Raw genomic sequence first — 18,031 nt, 5'->3', positions numbered from 1 at the left:
CTACTGGGCGGCAACCGCCCAGTAGCTTGCCGCGAGCAGCAGCACGACGCCGGTGATCGGCGCCCAGCGAGGCGTGACGGTAGCCGCCGTCGCCTCGGCGTCGGCTGCGGCGAGGGCGCCGCTTTCAACCAGCTCCCGCCAGCGGGTCCGCACCAGGCGTGCGGCCTGGCCGGAGTCGGTGGTCTTGAGGTCGCCCGGCCGGACCGACTGTCCGGGCCCGTAACTGGTGTCCGGCAGCCCGCGCAGGTCCTCGGGGCGGGCATTGCGTCCGCCCCAGATGCCGGGGGCCGGCGCGGCCCACGCGGCGTAGCTCTTGTCCGCCGTCACGAGGGTGAGGGCGTAGCGGGTGTCCACATGTACCAGTGCCGCCCACGGCACCAGTACCGTGCGGAACGGGTTCTCCAGGGTGACCCCGCCGTCGTGCACCACGACGGAGGGCATCCAGAAGAGTTGCCAGCCCAGCAACGCGACCAGCAGCAACGGTGCCGTGGTGGGCAGCGCTGCGGGGCCGGCCGAGGCGACTGTGACCACCAGGCCGACGACCGCCACGGTCCAGGCCAGCCAGGCGAACCACTTATTGGTCCGGGCCTTGAAGATTTCAACGTTTCCGGCAGAGGGCACAGTGCTCATGCCCCCCATATTTCAGTATTCCGAGTTCCAGCACTAATCACCGGTGCGGCGGCGGCTCGGGTGGAAGGAAAAACCCATCATGACTGACTTCATCACCCTGGATCCGGCCCCGGCTCCCGCGCCCGGCAGAGGTGGCATGGTCCTGGAGGTCCGGGACCTCAGCGTCGACTTCGGGGTCGACAAAAAGTGGGTCCCCGCCGCTATCGGCCTGAACTACGAGGTGCGCGCCGGCGAGGTCCTGGCGATCGTGGGGGAGTCCGGCTCCGGCAAGAGCGCCAGCTCTATGGCGCTGCTGGGCCTGCTGCCAAGCAACAGCCGGGTCAGCGGCAGCGTGAAGCTCGCAGGCAAGGAACTGCTCGGCGGCAACGAGGCGAACATCCGCAACGTCCGCGGCAAAGACGTCGCGGTCATCTTCCAGGAGCCCATGACGGCCCTGAACCCGGTCTACACCGTGGGCGCGCAGATCGTGGAGACCATCCGGCTGCACAACGAGATCTCACCGGACCAGGCAAAAGAGCGTGCTCTTCGGATGCTCGAACTAGTGGAGCTGCCGGACCCGGAAAAGGCATTCAAGTCCTACCCGCACCAGCTCTCCGGCGGGCAGCGGCAGCGCGCCATGATCGCCCAGTCACTCTCCTGCGACCCGAAGCTGCTGATCGCGGACGAGCCCACCACCGCCCTCGACGTCACCGTCCAGGCCGAGATCCTCGATCTGATGCGCAACCTGCGCAACAAACTGGATAGCGCGATCGTGCTGATCACCCACGACATGGGCGTCGTCGCGGACCTTGCCGACCGGATCGCGGTCATGCGCCGGGGGCTGATCGTGGAGACGGGCACCGCGGAGGAGATTTTCCACAACCCGCAGCACGAGTACACCAAGGCGCTCCTCGCCGCCGTCCCGCACCTGGGCCAGGGCGGTGCGGCCATCGACGACGACGTCGATGTCACCGCCGCCCTCGCGGCCGCGGCGCACGCCGACATTGAGGCCCTTCCGCGCACAGAACTGCTCCGCCGGGAGCGCGAGAACGCCGCGGCGCTGGCCGCCGCCGCTGCTGTCGATGCGTCGGTGACGCCGCAGGGCGAGCCGGTGCTGGAACTCACCGACGTTGCCATCGAGTACCCCAAGCAGGGGCGGGTGCCGGCCTTCCGCGCCGTGGAGGGTGCAAGCCTCGCGATCTACCCGGGCCAGGTCGTCGGCCTGGTGGGCGAGTCCGGATCCGGAAAGACGACGATCGGCCGGGCCGCCGTCGGCCTGCTGCCCGTCGCCGCAGGCACCATGAAAGTCGTGGGACAGGACATCTCCGCCGCCAAGAAGAACGGCCGACAGCTGCACGAGATGCGCCGGCACGTCGGCATGGTCTTCCAGGACCCGTCATCCTCGCTGAACCCGCGGCTGCCGATCGGTGAAAGCATCGGCGAACCGATGTTCCTCGCAAAGGTGGCCAAGGGAGCCGAGCTCCAGTCGCGGATCGAGGCGCTGCTGGACCAGGTCGAGCTGCCGCGGGACTACCGCAACCGCTACCCGCACGAACTCTCCGGCGGCCAGAAGCAGCGCGTCGGCATTGCCCGGGCGCTTTCACTGAAGCCGAAGCTGATGGTGGCGGACGAGCCCACCTCCGCCCTCGACGTGTCCGTCCAGGCCAAGGTGCTCGAACTCTTCCAAAACCTGCAGAAGGAGCTAGGCTTCGCCTGCCTGTTCGTCACCCACGACCTGGCCGTGGTGGATGTCCTGGCCGACCGCATCTGCGTGATGCAGCGGGGCCGGATCGTCGAGCAGGGTACCCGCGATCAGATCCTCCGGAACCCGCAGGAACAGTACACCCAGCGGCTCCTGGCCGCCGTTCCGCTGCCGGATCCGGAGAAGCAGCGGGAACGGAGGGAGCTGCGCGCCCAGCTCCTCTCCGGCGCCAGCTAGGGGGCCGCTGCGGGAGTTTTCGGTTAACGACACCTAACCGGCACCGGGGTGGGGGCGTATGCTACCAGCCAGTAGTCCGTGACTTGAAATGCGTTGCAATTGACGCTAGCCGTCACACGACTGTCGAGTCACGGTTTGGCAACGGAGTTCCACCATTCGGACTTTTTGCGGTTAGGCTACTTCCATATGTAGGCCACGTCACAGGGATATCCCTGTGCCCGGGCCTGCCGGGAAGCACAAGTCTCTCCCGCACGAACTCCCACAACTCTTAGGAGGCGGAATGCGTTTTTCGCGCACTTCCAAAGCACTGGGCATGGTGGCGATCGCCGCTCTTGCCCTGACCGGTTGCGGCGGCGGCGGTTCCAACACCGCCGGCGGCAGCACCGGTGGCGACACCAGCAAGGTCATCATCGCCGACGGCTCGGAGCCGCAGCGCCCGCTGATGCCGGCCGACACCAACGAGGTTGGTGGCGGCAAGGTCATCGACATGATCTTCGCCGGCCTGGTCAGCTACGACCCCAGCGGCAAGCCCGTGAACGAAATGGCCGAGTCCATTGAGGGCAAGGACGGCCAGAACTTCACCATCAAGATCAAGAAGGACCAGAAGTTCACGAACGGCGAGGCCATCACCGCCAAGACCTTCGTCGATTCCTGGAACTTCGGTGCGGCAGCGAAGAATGCCCAGCTCAGCGGCGGCTTCTTCGAAAGCATCAAGGGTTACGACGAGGCCAGCGCAGAAGGCTCCAAGGTCGAGACCATGTCCGGCCTGAAGGTCGTCGACGACCAGACCTTCACCGTTGAACTGAAGCAGCCGGAGTCCGACTGGCCGCTGCGCCTCGGCTACACCGCCTTCGTGCCGGTTCCTTCCGGTGCACTGAAGGACCCGAAGGGCTTCGGCGAGAAGCCGGTCGGCAACGGCCCGTACAAGCTGGCCGACGGCGGCTGGCAGCACAACGTGCAGATCCAGCTGGTGCCGAACCCGGACTACAGCGGCCCGCGCAAGGCCAAGAACGCCGGCGTAACGTTCAAGATCTACCAGAACGACGACGCCGCGTACCAGGACCTGCTGTCCAACAACCTGGACATCTTGCAGACCATCCCCACGAGCGCCCTGAAAAACTTCAAGTCCGACCTGGGTGACCGCACCATCAACAAGCCGTACGCCGGTAACCAGACCATCGCGATCCCGGAATACCTGCCGGAGTGGAGCGGCGAGGCCGGCAAGCTCCGCCGCCAGGCCATCTCCATGGCCATCAACCGCGACGAAATCACCAAGGTCATCTTCAGCGGCGCCCGCCAGCCGGCCAAGGACTTCACCGCCCCGGTCCTGGACGGCTACAGCGACTCGATCCCGGGTTCCGAGAACCTGAAGTTCGACGCCGAAAAGGCCAAGGCCACCTGGGCCAAGGCTGACGCCATCAAGAAGTGGGACGCGAACAAGACCTTCACCATCGCCTACAACGCCGACAAGGGCGGCCACAAGGCGTGGGTCGAAGCTGTTGTGAACCAGCTCAAGAACACGCTGGGCATCAAGGTCGAAGGCAAGCCGTACGCCACCTTCAAGGAAGTCCGCAACGACGCCACCGCGGGCACCCTGACCGGCGCCATCCGCGCCGGTTGGCAGGCCGACTACCCGTCGCTCTACAACTTCCTCGGACCGATCTACAAGACCGGTGCCGGTTCCAACGATGCACGCTACGCCAACCCGACGTTCGACAAGGCCATCTCTGAAGGTCTTGCCGCTTCCTCGGTCAGCGAAGGCAACAAGGCCATGAACAAGGCACAGGAAATCCTGCTGACCGACCTTCCGGCCATCCCGCTGTGGTACCAGGTCGCCCAGGGTGGCTGGAGCGACAAGGTCACCAACGTTGACTACGGCTGGGACGGCGTTCCGCTGTACTACAACGTCACCGGCAAGTAACAACTAAACGACGGCGGGGGCTGCCAGATTGTGGCCTCCGCCGTTGTTTTGCTTCCACCCATTTCTAAGCACCGGCTGTGGCCGGTGTACTTCGCAGCCGGGCCTGCGTGATCCGCACCGGCGACGGCTGCTTCCTTAGTGAAAAGGTTCTTCGATGAACAACTCCGCCGCATCCTTGGACAGGATGCCTGCTGACGGGGGTGTCGTTCGCTGATGGCGACTTACATCCTCAAGCGTTTTCTGCAGCTGATCCCGGTTTTCCTGGGCGCCACGCTGCTTGTCTACTTCCTGGTCTTCAGTCTGCCCGGCGACCCCATCGTGGCGCTCTTTGGCGACAAGCCGGTCAACGAATCCGTCGCCGCGAAGCTCCGGGAGCAGTACCACCTGGACCAGCCGTTCTGGATCCAATACCTGCTCTACCTCAAGGGGATCTTCACCTTCGACCTGGGCCAGGACTTCTCCGGACGCCCGATCGCCGCGGTGCTGGGCGAGGTCTTCCCCGTCACGGCCCGGCTGGCCGTCATGGCACTGATCTTTGAAGCCGTTTTCGGCATCGTCTTCGGCCTGATCGCGGGGCTGCGCAAGGGCAAGTTCTTTGATGCGACCGTGCTGGTCGCGTCCCTGATCGTCATCGGCATCCCGATCTTCGTGCTCGGTTTCCTGCTGCAGTTCACCATCGGCGTCCAGCTTGGCTGGGCCAAGCCAACCGTCAGTTCGGCCGCCACGGTCCAGGACCTGATCCTGCCGGCCATCGTCCTCGGCTTGGCCTCCTTCGCCTACGTCCTGCGCCTGACCCGGACCAGCGTCATAGAAAACATGAACGCCGATTATGTCCGCACCGCCACGGCGAAGGGGCTGTCCCGGTTCCGCGTCGTCCGCGTGCACATCCTCCGCAACTCGCTGATCCCGGTGATCACCTTCCTCGGCGCCGACCTCGGCGCCCTGATGGGCGGTGCCATCGTCACCGAGGGCATCTTCAACGTGCCCGGTGTCGGCAACCGGCTGTACCGCGCAGTCACGCAGGGGGAGGGTCCCACGGTCGTCTCGATCGTCACGGTGCTTGTGCTGATCTATGTCGTATCCAACCTGCTTGTAGACCTGCTTTACGCCTGGCTTGACCCGAGGATCCGCTATGACGCCTGAGAACATGACCCCAGACACGAGCGTTGCGCCGCCGGTGAAGCGGCACGTCGAACACTACGTCGCCGATTTTGCCGAGACCCCGCTACAGGCAACCGATACCGTCAAGGAAGACCAGGCGCCGCTGAGCCTTTGGGGCGAAGCGTGGAAGAACCTGCGCAAGCAGCCGCTCTTCCTGATCTCCGCCTTCCTGATCCTTGTCGTCGTTGCCGTCTCCCTTTTTCCGTCGCTTTTCTCCGGCATTGACCCGGCGTCGGAGGCGTGCCAGCTGGCCAACTCCGACGCCGGACCGGCGGCCGGGCACCCGCTGGGCTTCACCCAGCAGGGCTGCGACGTGTACGCCCGCGTCATCTTCGGCACCCGTTCCTCGGTGACGGTTGGCCTGTTCACCACGCTTGGCGTGCTGCTGATCGGCGGCGTCATGGGCGCCCTCGCCGGTTACTACGGTGGCTGGGTGGATGCCATCCTGGCCCGCATCAACGACATCTTCTTCGCGCTGCCGCTGATCCTCGGCGCCATCGTGCTGATGCAGCTGCCGGTGTTCCGTGCCAACCGCACGGCCTGGACGCTGGTCATCATCCTGATCACCTTCGGCTGGCCGCAGATCGCCCGCATCACCCGCGGCGCCGTGATCGAGGTCCGCAACGCGGACTTCGTGACGGCTGCCCGGTCCTTGGGCGTTTCCAAGTTCGGTGCGCTCATGCGCCACGTCTTGCCGAACTCGCTCGCGCCGATCATCGTTGTGGCCACCATTTCGCTGGGCACCTTCATCGTCGCGGAATCCACGCTGTCCTTCCTGGGCATCGGCCTGCCGCCCAGCGTCATGTCATGGGGCAACGACATCCAGGCAGCGCAGGCGTCCCTGCGGTCCAACCCGATGCCGCTGCTGTACCCGGCCATCGCGCTGTCCATCACCGTCCTGAGCTTCATCATGCTGGGCGACGCCCTGCGTGACGCGCTCGATCCCAAAGCGCGCAAGCGATGAAAGGGGACGCCATGAACGCCTCTGTCGAAATCCACGAAGCCGGTGCCTCCGCCGGTCGACCGCTCCTTGAAATCAAGGACCTCGCGATCAGCTTCACCACCAGCAACGGCGAGGTCAGCGCGGTCCGCAATGCACACCTCACGGTGATGCCGGGCGAGACCGTTGCCATCGTCGGCGAGTCCGGATCGGGCAAATCGACGACGGCGCTGGCCGCCATCGGCCTGTTGCCCAGCAACGGCCGGGTGGCCGCCGGCCAGGTGATCTTTGACGGCGAGGACATTGCCCACGCCTCGGAGAAGCGCATGATCGAGCTGCGCGGCAACAGCATCGGGATGGTACCGCAGGATCCGATGTCCAACCTCAACCCGGTCTGGAAGATCGGCTACCAGGTGCGGGAAACCCTCAAGGCCAACGGATTGCCCAGCGGGCCGGACGACGTCGCGAAGGTGCTGTCCGAGGCCGGCCTGCCGGACGCTGCCCGCCGCGCCAACCAGTACCCGCACGAGTTCTCCGGCGGTATGCGCCAGCGGGCCCTGATCGCCATCGGCCTGTCCTGCCAGCCGCGCCTGCTCATCGCCGATGAGCCGACGTCGGCCCTGGATGTGACGGTGCAGCGCCAGATCCTGGACCACCTGGACAAGATGACCACCGAACTCGGAACGGCCGTCCTGCTCATCACGCACGACCTGGGCCTGGCCGCCGAACGCGCCGACAAGGTCGTGGTGATGTACCGCGGACAGGTCGTGGAGTCGGGGCCGTCCCTGGAACTGCTGCAAAACCCGCAGCACCCGTACACCCAACGGCTGGTCGCCTCGGCGCCCTCGTTGGCATCGCGGCGGATCCAGGCGGCCAAGGAACTGGGCGTCGGTTCAGGCGATCTGCTGGCGCCCGCCGAGGACGCCGTCGTCGAGACGACCCTGCCCGACGAGGTGCTGCAGATTGAGAACCTGCGCAAGGTCTTCAAACTGCGCTCCGGTTTCGGACGCTCCACCGACTTCACCGCGGTGGACAACGTCTCCTTCAGCGTCAAGCGCGGAACGACGACGGCGATTGTGGGGGAGTCGGGTTCCGGCAAGTCCACGGTGGCGCAGATGGTCCTCAACCTGCTGCCGCCCACCTCAGGCAAAATCGTGTTCGACGGCGTCGACACCTCCACGCTGAACAGCAAGGAGCTCTTCGCCTTCCGCCGCCGCGTGCAGCCGATCTTCCAGGACCCTTACGGTTCCCTCGACCCGATGTACAACATTTTCCGGACCATCGAGGAACCGCTGCGGACCCACAAGATCGGGGACAAGGCCAGCCGCGAGAAGAAAGTGAGGGAACTGCTGGACCAGGTGGCGCTGCCGCAGTCCACCATGCAGCGGTACCCGAACGAGCTCTCCGGCGGTCAGCGCCAGCGCGTGGCTATCGCCCGTGCCCTGGCCCTCGATCCCGAGGTGATCATCTGCGACGAGGCCGTCTCGGCCCTGGATGTGCTGGTCCAGGCGCAGGTGCTGAACCTGCTCGCGGAGCTGCAGTCCCGGCTGGGCCTGACCTATTTGTTCATCACCCATGACCTGGCGGTGGTCCGGCAGATCGCCGACCACGTCTGCGTGATGGAGAGCGGCAAGCTGGTCGAAACCGGCTCCACCGACGAGGTCTTCGACTCGCCGCAGCAGGACTACACCAAGGCTCTGCTGAACGCGATTCCCGGTGCCAAGCTGATGCTTCCGCCCGAGGCGGCAACGGCCTAGCAGCCGACCGCCGCACGGCACCGCCGCGTCGACAGACGAGCCGGCGTCCACCTGCTGGTGGGCGCCGGCTCGTTTTGCCATCCGATGTCCCGCGCTGCGCTTGTTTCTCGCTGCACGCGCCGTCTGCTCCTTAGGTAAGCCCGAGCGCCTCGAGCCGCTTCTCCAGTTCGACCGCCGCCATCTCGTGGCCCTCCGGGTCCAGGTGGCGGTCATCAGCCAGATGTTCTGCGAGGCCGTAGCGGGTCAGCCAGTCGCCCACGCTGACGAATGAGAGTCCGTACTCGATGGCGACCGCGCCGAGCAGCGAGTCCACCTCCGTCCGGCGTCCGCCGCCGGCCTGCGCTCCCCGCGCGAGCGTCCCGACCATCACGACGTCGGCCGAGGGGTAGCGGTGTTCGACGGCCCCGATCAGGCGCTCGGCGTTCTCCGCGATCTCGACATCCGAGGCACCCTTGGACGCATCGTTTCCGCCGCCCTCGATCACCACCACCGGGGGTGAGCCGTAAGGCAGGTGCCAGTCACCGTTCTCCAGCGCGTCGATGTAGTTGCCGCGGACGCCGTTGCTTGCCACAAAGCCGGTACCGCCCCCGCCGCAGAAAACTACGTCGAATCCCAGCCGCTCAAGGGCCAGCCTCGGCCAGCTCCCCGCAGGCTCGGACTGGGAATCTCCGATCAGCACCGCAGTGTGTTCGATGTCCTCGACGATGAGTTCGTCCCTGCCGCTCGCAGGGTTCCGGTACAGCGAGCCGGCGGGCAGGCTGTGCGGGTCGACGACGGTTTTCCTGCGGACGGACCCCGCCGCGGCAGGTTGGCCGGGAGCGGCCGCGGCGGCAGCCGGGACAGCCTTTACCCGGTCGGAGGAGTTGGGCGGTGCCGCCGAGTGAAGGGCCGGTGCGCACCCGCCAAGGGCGAGGGCTGCGGCGAGCACGGGCGGGATGATACGGGCCATCACCGGGGCACTTCGCATGTGGGACTCCCCGCGCGTTCGTAGTTACTTCAGCAATGATGGGGCATCCCTGCCCCGATTGCCAGTGACTTTGGTCACGCATCGGACCGGTGGGCTCACGATTCGGTAACAGGGCGGGGGAGGGGCGCTTCCGGATTTTAGGCCAATAAATGCCCTAGCGTCTAGAATGGATGAAGGTGCCCTGTGCCAAAGGGCCTTGTACGTCGTGCGTTCCGGTTGGAAATGTCGCGATACCACAGCTGACTTCACCACTGAATCGAGCAATAACGCATGTCTGAAACCACCACCAACACTGCGGTAGCCACTGCATCGCGCAGTGACCTGCGCAACGTCGCGATCGTGGCCCACGTTGACCACGGCAAGACCACTCTGGTCGACGCCATGCTCAAGCAGACCAACTCCTTTGCCGAGCACAACCACCTCGAAGACCGCGTCATGGACTCCGGTGACCTGGAACGCGAAAAGGGCATCACCATCCTGGCCAAGAACACCACGGTGGCCTACAACGGTCCGTCCTCGCACGGCGAGACCATCACGATCAACGTCATCGACACCCCCGGCCACGCCGACTTCGGCGGTGAGGTCGAGCGCGGCCTGTCCATGGTCGACGGCGTCGTCCTGCTCGTCGATGCCTCCGAGGGCCCGCTGCCGCAGACCCGCTTCGTGCTGCGCAAGGCTCTCGCCGCGCACCTCCCGGTCATCCTGCTGGTCAACAAGACCGACCGCCCCGACGCCCGGATCGAAGAAGTCGTGCACGAGTCCATGGACCTGCTCCTGGGCCTGGCCTCCGACCTCGCAGACGAAGTTCCGGACCTGGACCTGGACAAGATCCTTAACGTCCCGGTTGTCTACGCCGCCGCCAAGGTCGGCCGCGCTTCCCTTGAGCAGCCCGCCGACGGCACCGCTCCGGAGAACGAGGACCTGGAGCCGCTGTTCCAGACGATCATCGACCACATCCCGGCCCCGACGTACAACCCGAACGGTGTGCTGCAGGCGCACGTCACCAACCTGGACGCTTCGCCGTTCCTCGGCCGTCTGGCCCTGCTGCGGATCTACAACGGCACCCTGCGCAAGGGCCAGACCGTGGCCTGGGCGCGCGCCAACGGCGAGCTCAAGAACGTCAAGATCACCGAACTGCTCGCCACCAAGGCACTGGACCGCGTCCCGGCCGAGTCCGCGGGCCCGGGCGAGATCGTCGCCGTCGCCGGTATCGAGGAAATCACCATTGGTGAGACCCTGACCGACGCCGAGAACCCGCAGCCGCTGCCGCTGATCACGGTGGACGATCCCGCGATCTCCATGACCATCGGTATCAACACTTCGCCGCTGGCCGGCAAGGTCAAGGGCGCGAAGGTGACCGCCCGCCAGGTCAAGGACCGCCTGGACAAGGAACTGATCGGTAACGTCTCCATCAAGGTGCTCCCCACCGAGCGTCCGGATGCCTGGGAAGTCCAGGGCCGTGGCGAACTTGCGCTGGCCATCCTGGTCGAGCAGATGCGCCGCGAAGGCTTCGAGCTGACCGTCGGCAAGCCGCAGGTCGTCACCAAGACCATCGACGGCAAGATCCACGAGCCGATGGAGCACATGACCATCGACGTGCCGGAAGAGTACCTCGGCGCCGTCACGCAGCTCATGGCCGCCCGCAAGGGCCGCATGACCAACATGGCCAACCACGGCACCGGCTGGTGCCGCATGGAGTTCATCGTCCCGGCCCGTGGCCTGATCGGCTTCCGCACCAAGTTCCTCACGGACACCCGTGGCGCCGGCATCGCGGCCTCCATCTCCGAGGGCTACGAGCCGTGGGCCGGCCCGATCGAGTACCGCACCAACGGTTCGATGATCGCCGACCGCGCCGGTGTGGTGACCCCGTTCGCCATGATCAACCTGCAGGAACGTGGATCGTTCTTCGTCAAGCCCACCTCCGAGGTGTACGAGGGCATGATCGTCGGCGAGAACTCCCGGGCCGACGACATGGACGTCAACATCACCAAGGAAAAGAAGCTCACCAACATGCGTGCCGCTTCCTCCGACACCTTCGAGAACCTGACGCCGCCGCGTGACCTGACTCTCGAGGAGTCCCTCGAATTCGCCCGCGAGGACGAGTGCGTCGAGGTGACCCCGGAGTCCATCCGGATCCGCAAGGTCATCCTGGACACCAACGAGCGTGCCAAGGCCAACCGCGCCCGCGCCAAGGTCTGATCCCGGCCTCCGGGCTTCGGCTGAGACGTGACTAAGAGAGCTGCCGTCAGGGCAGGCGGTATTGCCGCCGCCCTGCCGGCAGCTCTCTTTGTTGCCTTGGCCGGCACCGTGCTGCACCGGCAGCGTTTGCCGGTCGGCGGCGTCGAGCTCCCCTGGGGTGCCGTGGCCGCACTGGCGCTGCTGGCGTCGGTGGAGCTGCTGCTAGGTGCGGCGTTCCGGTCCATGCTCGCGACGGCGGTGTGTGGCGCCGGCTGCTACGCGCTCACCGGCTGGTGGTCCACCCTGGACCCGGGAAGGCGGCTGATCCTCGGGGATTTCGCGGGGTACCTCTGGATGTTCGGCATTGCGGCGGTCACCGTGGCCATGCTCGCCTGGTGCCGCCGCTACGCCGGGACAAAGCCCCGGACGTAACCCGCCCGCCGCGGGACATGCTCATTCTTCGCTGCGCAGCGTGGGCATACTGGCACCATGTCCACCACCCAGGCCGGGCACCGGACATGTCCCGTCGTGAGCCATGGGCATGTCCAACCCTGGCCCCGCACTTTTGCACATAGCGCTGGCCCCGGGTGCCCGGAACGGGGGAGGTTTCGGAACATTGGGACCATGGCCAAAGTCAGTGAAGTCCTTGCCAGCTACGACGGCGTGGCCCGCGCCAAGCATCTCGCGGGAGCGGGGGTGTCGGACTTCCAGCTGAGGAAGGCCCTTGCCAGCGGGGCTATCACCCGGGTAGCCCGGGGTGTCTACACGACACCGAATGCGGATCCGCTGCTGGTGGCCATCCGGTCCCTGCCCGCCGAGCCCGCCTGCGTTAGTGCCGCCCAGCTGGCCGGGCTCTGGGTGCTTGGCGCGGCCGAACAACCGCACGTTGCGGTGACCCATAGCCGTAGCTACTCCGGTTACGTCTGCCATCGCGCGGCGGCCCCGCCGACCTTGTTGGACACCGTGGTTCAGAGCCTGCGCTGCCTGCCGGAGCTGGAGGGCCTCGTGATCGCCGAATCCGCCGTTGTTCTCAAGGGCCTTCCACTGTCAGGACTTCGACAACGCCTGGCCGGCAGAAGCGACGCTCGCGAACGGCGAATCGCCGCAGCCATCGTTCCGCAGTCGCAGTCTGCCATCGAATGTGTGGCGCGGTACCTCCTGCGGCGGGCGGGCTTCCACGTCGAGTCGCAGGTGAACATACCGGGGATGGGGCATCTGGACCTCATGGTGGACGGCCGGCTCGGAATCGAAGCCGACGGGGCCGGTTTTCATATGGACCGAGTGAGTTTCGAAGAAGACCGACGACGGTGGAACGTCACCACGCGGCTTGGCGTGCCCACGCTGGTCGTAACCTACGCGCTGCTCAAGTACCGCCCGCACGAATTCGTCGCCATGGTCCGTGAGGCGTTGAGCCGGATATCCGCGGCCGCCTGAGAACGGGTATCGCTGCCCCGGCGTCGATGTCCCTTGGACACGCGCCGTCCCTGCGCTCTCCCAGTGACATGTGCCGGATCCGTAGCCAACGATGGACATGCTCCACTGGCCCGGCCGGGCGCGAGGCGACATGCCCCGCCCGTGCGGCCAAGGATGGGCATAAGGGCATTATGTCCATTGCTCAGGGTGCAAGGAGAGCATGTCCCGTGGGGGCGGGTTAGCGGAGGGCATGTCCCGCGGGCCGGGCTAAGGGAGGGCATGTCCAGGGGAACGGCGCGGCGGGGCGGGCGGCACTTCCTTGGCGGCCACGACGAGCCGCAGCGGGATGACGACGTCGGCGCGCCGGGTGCGGACGGTGCAGCCGCCGTCGGCTCTCCCCACAAGTTCGCCGAGAGCGTCCGTGAGGAGGCCGCCCTCGATCCGGTAGCGCACTACCACGCGGGTGCCCAGCGGCGCGTCGGAGAGGAACTGGTGCGGCTGGGGGATCGGTGAACTCACCAGTTCATAGTAGGGCGCGCGGGCTCTGTGACGCCCGGCTAGGTTCGTGGGATCAGACTGGGAGATAATAGGCTCGGAAGTTAGCAGCCCGGCGCTCAGGCCGGGAGCAAGAACCGGCGGGACGCCGGAACCAACGTGGAGAGGCCAGGGACGTGACGTACGTAATCGCGCAGCCGTGTGTAGATGTCAAAGACAAGGCATGTATTGAAGAGTGCCCCGTCGATTGCATCTACGAAGGTGAACGCTCCCTGTACATCCATCCGGATGAGTGCGTCGATTGCGGCGCCTGCGAGCCCGTCTGCCCGGTGGAAGCCATCTACTACGAGGACGACACCCCCGAGGAATGGGCCGACTACTACAAGGCCAATGTCGAGTTCTTCGACGTGCTCGGTTCCCCGGGCGGCGCAGCCAAGATCGGCAACACCCACACGGACCACCCCATGATCGCTGCGCTGCCGCCGCAGAACCAAGACAACTAGGACGGCGCCCCGGTGACATCTGCGGTGCGCAGCTTCGGACTCAGCCTGCCCGACTACCCGTGGGAGGCCATGGCCCCGTATCTCGCGCGGGCCGCGGAGCACCCCGGGGGAATGGCCAACCTCTCCATCGGCACTCCCGTCGATGACACGCCGGCACTGGTGCAGGAGGCGCTGCGGGCGGCGTCTAACGCCCCCGGCTACCCGACAGTGCACGGCACTCCGGCGCTGCGGGAAGCGATCGCAGCCTGGTTTGCACGCCGCCGCGGCGTCCCCGGCCTGGACCCGCTGAACGTCATGCCCACGGTCGGGTCCAAGGAACTGGTGGCGTGGCTGCCGTTCCTGCTGGGACTCAAAGCCGGCGACGTCGTCGTCCGCCCGACCGTCGCGTACCCCACCTACGACATCGGGGCCACCTTCGCCGGGGCCGAGCACGTCGCGGCGGACGACCTGGACGAGCTCGACGCCGGGACCCGGTCGCGCGTGCGGCTCGTATGGGTTAACTCGCCGGCCAATCCCACCGGCGGCGTCCGCGACGCCGCTTCGCTGCGGCGGATCGTCCGCCAAGCCCGGGAACTCGGTGCGGTCGTCGCCTCGGACGAGTGCTATGCCGAACTCGGCTGGGGCGAATGGGACGTCCAGCGCGGCGGCGCGCCGGTCCCCAGCCTCCTCGACCCACAGGTCGCGGAAGGCTCCCACGACGGCCTGCTGGCGGTCTATTCGCTGAGCAAGCAGTCAAATCTCGCCGGCTACCGGGCCGCATTCGTCGGCGGTGACCCGGCTATCATGGCGAACCTGGTGAACAGCCGCAAACACGCCGGCATGATCGTGCCCTACCCGGTCCAGGAAGCCATGCGCGTGGCACTCGGCGACGATACCCACGTGGCGGCGCAGAAGGACCTCTACCGCGGACGGCGGGAACGGATCGTGCCGGCCCTGGAGCGGTTCGGCCTGACCATCCACGAATCCCGAGCCGGGCTGTACCTGTGGGCCACCGCGGGCGAGGCCACGTGGGACACAGTCGGCAGGCTCGCCGAGCGCGGCATCGTCGTCGGCCCCGGCGTCTTTTACGGCGACGCCGGCAACGGTTTCATACGGGTGGCGCTGACGGCCAGCGACGAGCGGATCGATGCCGCCGTCGAGCGGCTGGCTACGGGACCGTAACAAAGCTGTGATACGGGCCACAAGATGGGGGATTTGGTCGCCCTGGAGACCCTCCGGATTAGTGCCACCCGCGAACTGGCGGTAGTTTTTAACTGACTATCAATGGTGGCTTTCCACAAGAAGGCAGCGCAGCCGTTGGAATCCGTGTCCAGATACAGGTTCCGTGGGCGGCCGCACCAGATGTTGGATCAAGCTTTCAACAGGGGCCCCGATGCCTCATGAGGAGAATCCATGACTGAGACCACCAGCGCAATCCTGCGTCACGCGGGCGGCGAGCTCGAGCTCCCCCGCATCAAGGTTGTTGAGGGAAACGAAGGCTATGACGTTTCCAAGCTGCTGAAGCACACTGGCGCCGTTGCCTTTGACCCCGGTTTCATGAACACCGCGGCCACCACATCGGCCATCACCTACATCGACGGCGACGCCGGCATCCTGCGCTACCGGGGCTACCCGATCGAGCAGCTCGCCGAGCACTCCAGCTTCCTGGAAGTTTCCTACCTGCTGATCTACGGCAACCTGCCGACGCCGACCGAACTGGAGGCTTTCGACCAGCGCATCCGGCACCACACCCTGCTGCACGAAGAGCTCAAGGGCTTCTTCAGCGGCTTCCCCCGCGACGCCCACCCGATGCCGGTGCTGTCCTCGGCCGTGTCGGCCTTGTCGACTTTCTACCAAGACTCGCTGGACCCGTTTAATGCCGAGCAAGTGGAGGTGTCCACCTACCGCCTGCTGGCCAAGATGCCCGTCATCGCCGCGTACGCGCTGAAGAAGTCCGTCGGCCAGCCGATGCTGTACCCGGACAACTCCCACAACCTGGTGGAAAACTTCCTGCGCCTGAGCTTCGGCCTTCCGGCGGAGCAGTACGAGGTGGACCCGGTGGTCGCGAAGGCCCTGGACCTGCTGCTGATCCTGCACGCGGACCACGAGCAGAACTGCTCCACCTCCACGGTCCGGCTGGTCGGCTCCTCCAACGCCAACCTCTTCGCCTCCGTCTCGGCCGGCATCAACGCGCTCTTCGGCCCCGCCCACGGCGGCGCCAACGAGGCCGTGCTCAAGATGCTCCGGCAGATCCAGGCCGACGGCATCAAGCCCGAGGACTACATGGAAAAGGTCAAGAACAAGGAAGACGGCGTCCGCCTGATGGGCTTCGGGCACCGGGTCTATAAGAACTATGACCCGCGTGCCAAGATCGTCAAGGCCACCGCGCACGAGATCCTCAGCAAGCTCGGCGGCAACGACGAGCTGCTGGACATCGCGCTCCGCCTCGAGGACAAGGCCCTGCAGGATGACTACTTCATCGAGCGCAAGCTTTACCCGAACGTTGACTTCTACACCGGACTGATCTATAAGGCGATGGGTTTCCCGGAGAAGATGTTCACCGTGCTGTTCGCGATCGGCCGGCTGCCGGGCTGGATCGCGCAGTGGCGCGAAATGATCAGCGACCCGAACACCAAGATCGGCCGTCCGCGCCAGCTTTACACGGGAGAGCCGGAACGGAACTACCCTTCCGTTTAAGCCAGGACCCGCTAACGACGCCGGCCGCGCACCTCACGCAAGAGGAGTGCGGCCGGCGTCGTTGGTGGGCCCTTCGTGGTGCTGGAGTTGCGGGTGTGACCGGCGTGGAGCGACGGCATGAGGGCACATCCGTGCTAAAAAGGAGCAATGCCCAAATTTGTCGACGCTGCTTTGCGGCGCCAGGAAGTTGTTGAAGCCGTCTTCAGGATCGTCGCGGCAGACGGGCTCGAACGGGCCTCGCTGCGCGAAGTGGCCGACGAAGCTGAGTTGGCGGTGGGCTCGGTGCGGCACTACTTCGCCAGCAGCGACGAACTCCTGGCCCACTCCTTCGGCGTCGTGGTGGACCGGATCGCCGGCCGCCTGGAGACCGCCGAGGCCAGGCTGGCGGGGACGGCCCCGGGGTCGGCCGAGCACCGCCGCGGCGTGTTAACCCTGCTGGGGGAACTGTTGCCGCTGGATGAGGAGCGTGCCGTTGATGCCTGCGTCTGGATGGCCTTCAAGAACGCCGCCCGCACCAGGTCTTTCCTCGCTGCGGAAGCCGACCGCAGCCACCGCGCGGTGGCCGCGGTCGTGGGCCGGTTGATGATGGACCTGGCCGGCAACGGCGGGGCCGCGGACGGCGCCGGGCAGCAGCAACTGATCACCGAGGCCGAGCGGCTGCTGGCCGTGCTGGACGGATTGACCATGCACGCCCTGCTGCAGCCGGAATGGATGACGGCGCAAATGTGCCACGATGTACTGGAAGCCCATCTGGCGAGCCTGGGCCGCCGCAATGCCAGCCATTAACGTGCGCTACCTTCAGGAATAGACTGGAAAAGTACGTCTTGCCAAGGGAGGCAAATCGGATGCACCACACAGGCGGTCCCGGCTGGCGAATCACCATGGACACCTCAGGTCCAATGCTCATAGCGCTCTACGTCCGTGACGCTGCCGGCCTGGACACCGCGGGCCACCCCGCACTTTGCCACGTGGCCCCGAAGATCCGGTCCTCCGACCATTCCCATCTGATTGACGAAGTCGGCGGCATGCCGGCCCTGAAAACCGAGTGGGAGGCGTGGTGGGCGCAACTGCTTAAGGCCCACCCGGAGATGGAGCCCGAGCTGGGACCGCCGGGGTTCCGCGCCTTCGGCAACTCCCCGGCCCTCCGGCGGGTCCTCCAGGCCCACTTCGGCGCCGCCCTCAGCTGGGCGCGGGAACGCCGCGGCGAGTACCTGGCGCTCGAAGCGGAGCGGGATGCCAGCGGGGCCACCCAGCTGCTCGCCGACATGGTGGACGACCGGCTGCTTGAGGTCGGCCGGGCTGCACGCGACTTCGAGCTGACCATCATTGAGCTTCCCCTCGCCGAGCCGCGGGCCTGGTACCTGGAGCCGGACAAAATCATCATGAGCTCGGCGCTGCTGTCCGAGCCGGAGTTGTTCCGCAGCTACGTCCAGCCGGTCGTGGACCTGCTGGTCTGAGGCCCGGGTGCCCGC

The 18,031-nt window shown here is 66.2% G+C and carries 16 protein-coding genes; 13 read left to right on the top strand and 3 right to left on the bottom strand.

Annotated elements, in window-relative coordinates; genetic code table 11:
• Positions 1–630, bottom strand: a complete 630-nt coding sequence (locus tag ACUYM2_RS13410) for a PH domain-containing protein (protein ID WP_481600500.1) — start codon at positions 628–630, stop codon at positions 1–3.
• A 79-nt stretch (positions 631–709) separates the two neighbouring features.
• Between ACUYM2_RS13410 and ACUYM2_RS13405 the strand changes: the two genes are divergently transcribed.
• The 5 genes from ACUYM2_RS13405 (at position 710) to ACUYM2_RS13385 (ending at position 8,327) form a co-directional block, all read left to right on the top strand.
• On the top strand, positions 710–2,548 hold the full coding sequence (locus ACUYM2_RS13405) for an ABC transporter ATP-binding protein (RefSeq protein ID WP_481600499.1): 1,839 nt from the start codon (positions 710–712) through the stop codon (positions 2,546–2,548).
• Positions 2,549–2,828: 280 nt separating this feature from the next.
• Positions 2,829–4,469 carry a peptide ABC transporter substrate-binding protein gene (locus ACUYM2_RS13400; RefSeq protein WP_481600498.1) on the top strand — a complete coding sequence of 547 codons (1,641 nt, stop codon included), beginning with the start codon at positions 2,829–2,831 and terminating at the stop codon, positions 4,467–4,469.
• Positions 4,470–4,682: 213 nt separating this feature from the next.
• A complete protein-coding gene (locus tag ACUYM2_RS13395; protein WP_481600497.1) occupies positions 4,683–5,612 on the top strand; it encodes an ABC transporter permease in 930 nt (309 codons plus the stop codon).
• Entirely contained in the window at positions 5,602–6,594 is a 993-nt protein-coding gene (locus ACUYM2_RS13390; protein ID WP_481600496.1) for an ABC transporter permease, read from the top strand. The genes ACUYM2_RS13395 and ACUYM2_RS13390 overlap by 11 nt, the downstream gene beginning before the upstream one ends.
• 11 nt (positions 6,595–6,605) lie before the next feature.
• Positions 6,606–8,327: an ABC transporter ATP-binding protein gene (locus ACUYM2_RS13385; RefSeq protein ID WP_481600495.1), complete on the top strand. Its 1,722-nt coding sequence runs from the start codon at positions 6,606–6,608 to the stop codon at positions 8,325–8,327.
• Between the two features lie 130 nt (positions 8,328–8,457).
• Here the strand turns inward: ACUYM2_RS13385 and ACUYM2_RS13380 are convergent, their stop codons facing one another.
• On the bottom strand, positions 8,458–9,294 hold the full coding sequence (locus ACUYM2_RS13380; protein WP_481600494.1) for an SGNH/GDSL hydrolase family protein: 837 nt from the start codon (positions 9,292–9,294) through the stop codon (positions 8,458–8,460).
• 270 nt (positions 9,295–9,564) lie between these two features.
• Between ACUYM2_RS13380 and typA the strand changes: the two genes are divergently transcribed.
• From typA to ACUYM2_RS13365, 3 genes are all read left to right on the top strand, one after another.
• On the top strand, positions 9,565–11,493 hold the full coding sequence (gene typA / locus ACUYM2_RS13375) for a translational GTPase TypA (protein WP_481600493.1): 1,929 nt from the start codon (positions 9,565–9,567) through the stop codon (positions 11,491–11,493).
• Positions 11,494–11,520: 27 nt separating this feature from the next.
• Entirely contained in the window at positions 11,521–11,904 is a 384-nt protein-coding gene (locus tag ACUYM2_RS13370; protein ID WP_481600492.1) for a hypothetical protein, read from the top strand.
• A 192-nt stretch (positions 11,905–12,096) separates the two neighbouring features.
• Positions 12,097–12,906 (top strand): type IV toxin-antitoxin system AbiEi family antitoxin domain-containing protein, encoded by an 810-nt coding sequence (locus tag ACUYM2_RS13365; RefSeq protein WP_481600491.1) that lies wholly within the window; start codon positions 12,097–12,099, stop codon positions 12,904–12,906.
• A gap of 246 nt (positions 12,907–13,152) precedes the next feature.
• On the opposite strand, the gene ACUYM2_RS13360 is transcribed toward ACUYM2_RS13365, so the two are convergent.
• A complete protein-coding gene (locus ACUYM2_RS13360) occupies positions 13,153–13,404 on the bottom strand; it encodes a putative acetyltransferase (protein WP_481600490.1) in 252 nt (83 codons plus the stop codon).
• Between the two features lie 152 nt (positions 13,405–13,556).
• On the opposite strand from ACUYM2_RS13360, the gene fdxA reads away from it, so the two are divergent.
• The 5 genes from fdxA (at position 13,557) to ACUYM2_RS13335 (ending at position 18,016) form a co-directional block, all read left to right on the top strand.
• Positions 13,557–13,883, top strand: coding sequence for a ferredoxin (fdxA, locus tag ACUYM2_RS13355; protein ID WP_056737938.1), 327 nt, complete (start codon positions 13,557–13,559; stop codon positions 13,881–13,883).
• 12 nt (positions 13,884–13,895) lie between these two features.
• Positions 13,896–15,044, top strand: a complete 1,149-nt coding sequence (gene dapC / locus ACUYM2_RS13350) for a succinyldiaminopimelate transaminase (protein WP_481600489.1) — start codon at positions 13,896–13,898, stop codon at positions 15,042–15,044.
• A 231-nt stretch (positions 15,045–15,275) separates the two neighbouring features.
• Positions 15,276–16,559 (top strand): citrate synthase, encoded by a 1,284-nt coding sequence (locus tag ACUYM2_RS13345; protein ID WP_481600488.1) that lies wholly within the window; start codon positions 15,276–15,278, stop codon positions 16,557–16,559.
• 147 nt (positions 16,560–16,706) lie between these two features.
• Positions 16,707–17,345: a TetR/AcrR family transcriptional regulator gene (locus ACUYM2_RS13340; protein WP_481600487.1), complete on the top strand. Its 639-nt coding sequence runs from the start codon at positions 16,707–16,709 to the stop codon at positions 17,343–17,345.
• A gap of 59 nt (positions 17,346–17,404) precedes the next feature.
• Entirely contained in the window at positions 17,405–18,016 is a 612-nt protein-coding gene (locus ACUYM2_RS13335; protein WP_481600486.1) for a hypothetical protein, read from the top strand.
• Positions 18,017–18,031 lie beyond the last annotated feature (15 nt).

The organism is Arthrobacter sp. SD1074B, assembly GCF_056780195.1.
This window is presented reverse-complemented; position numbering and strand designations above follow the sequence as displayed.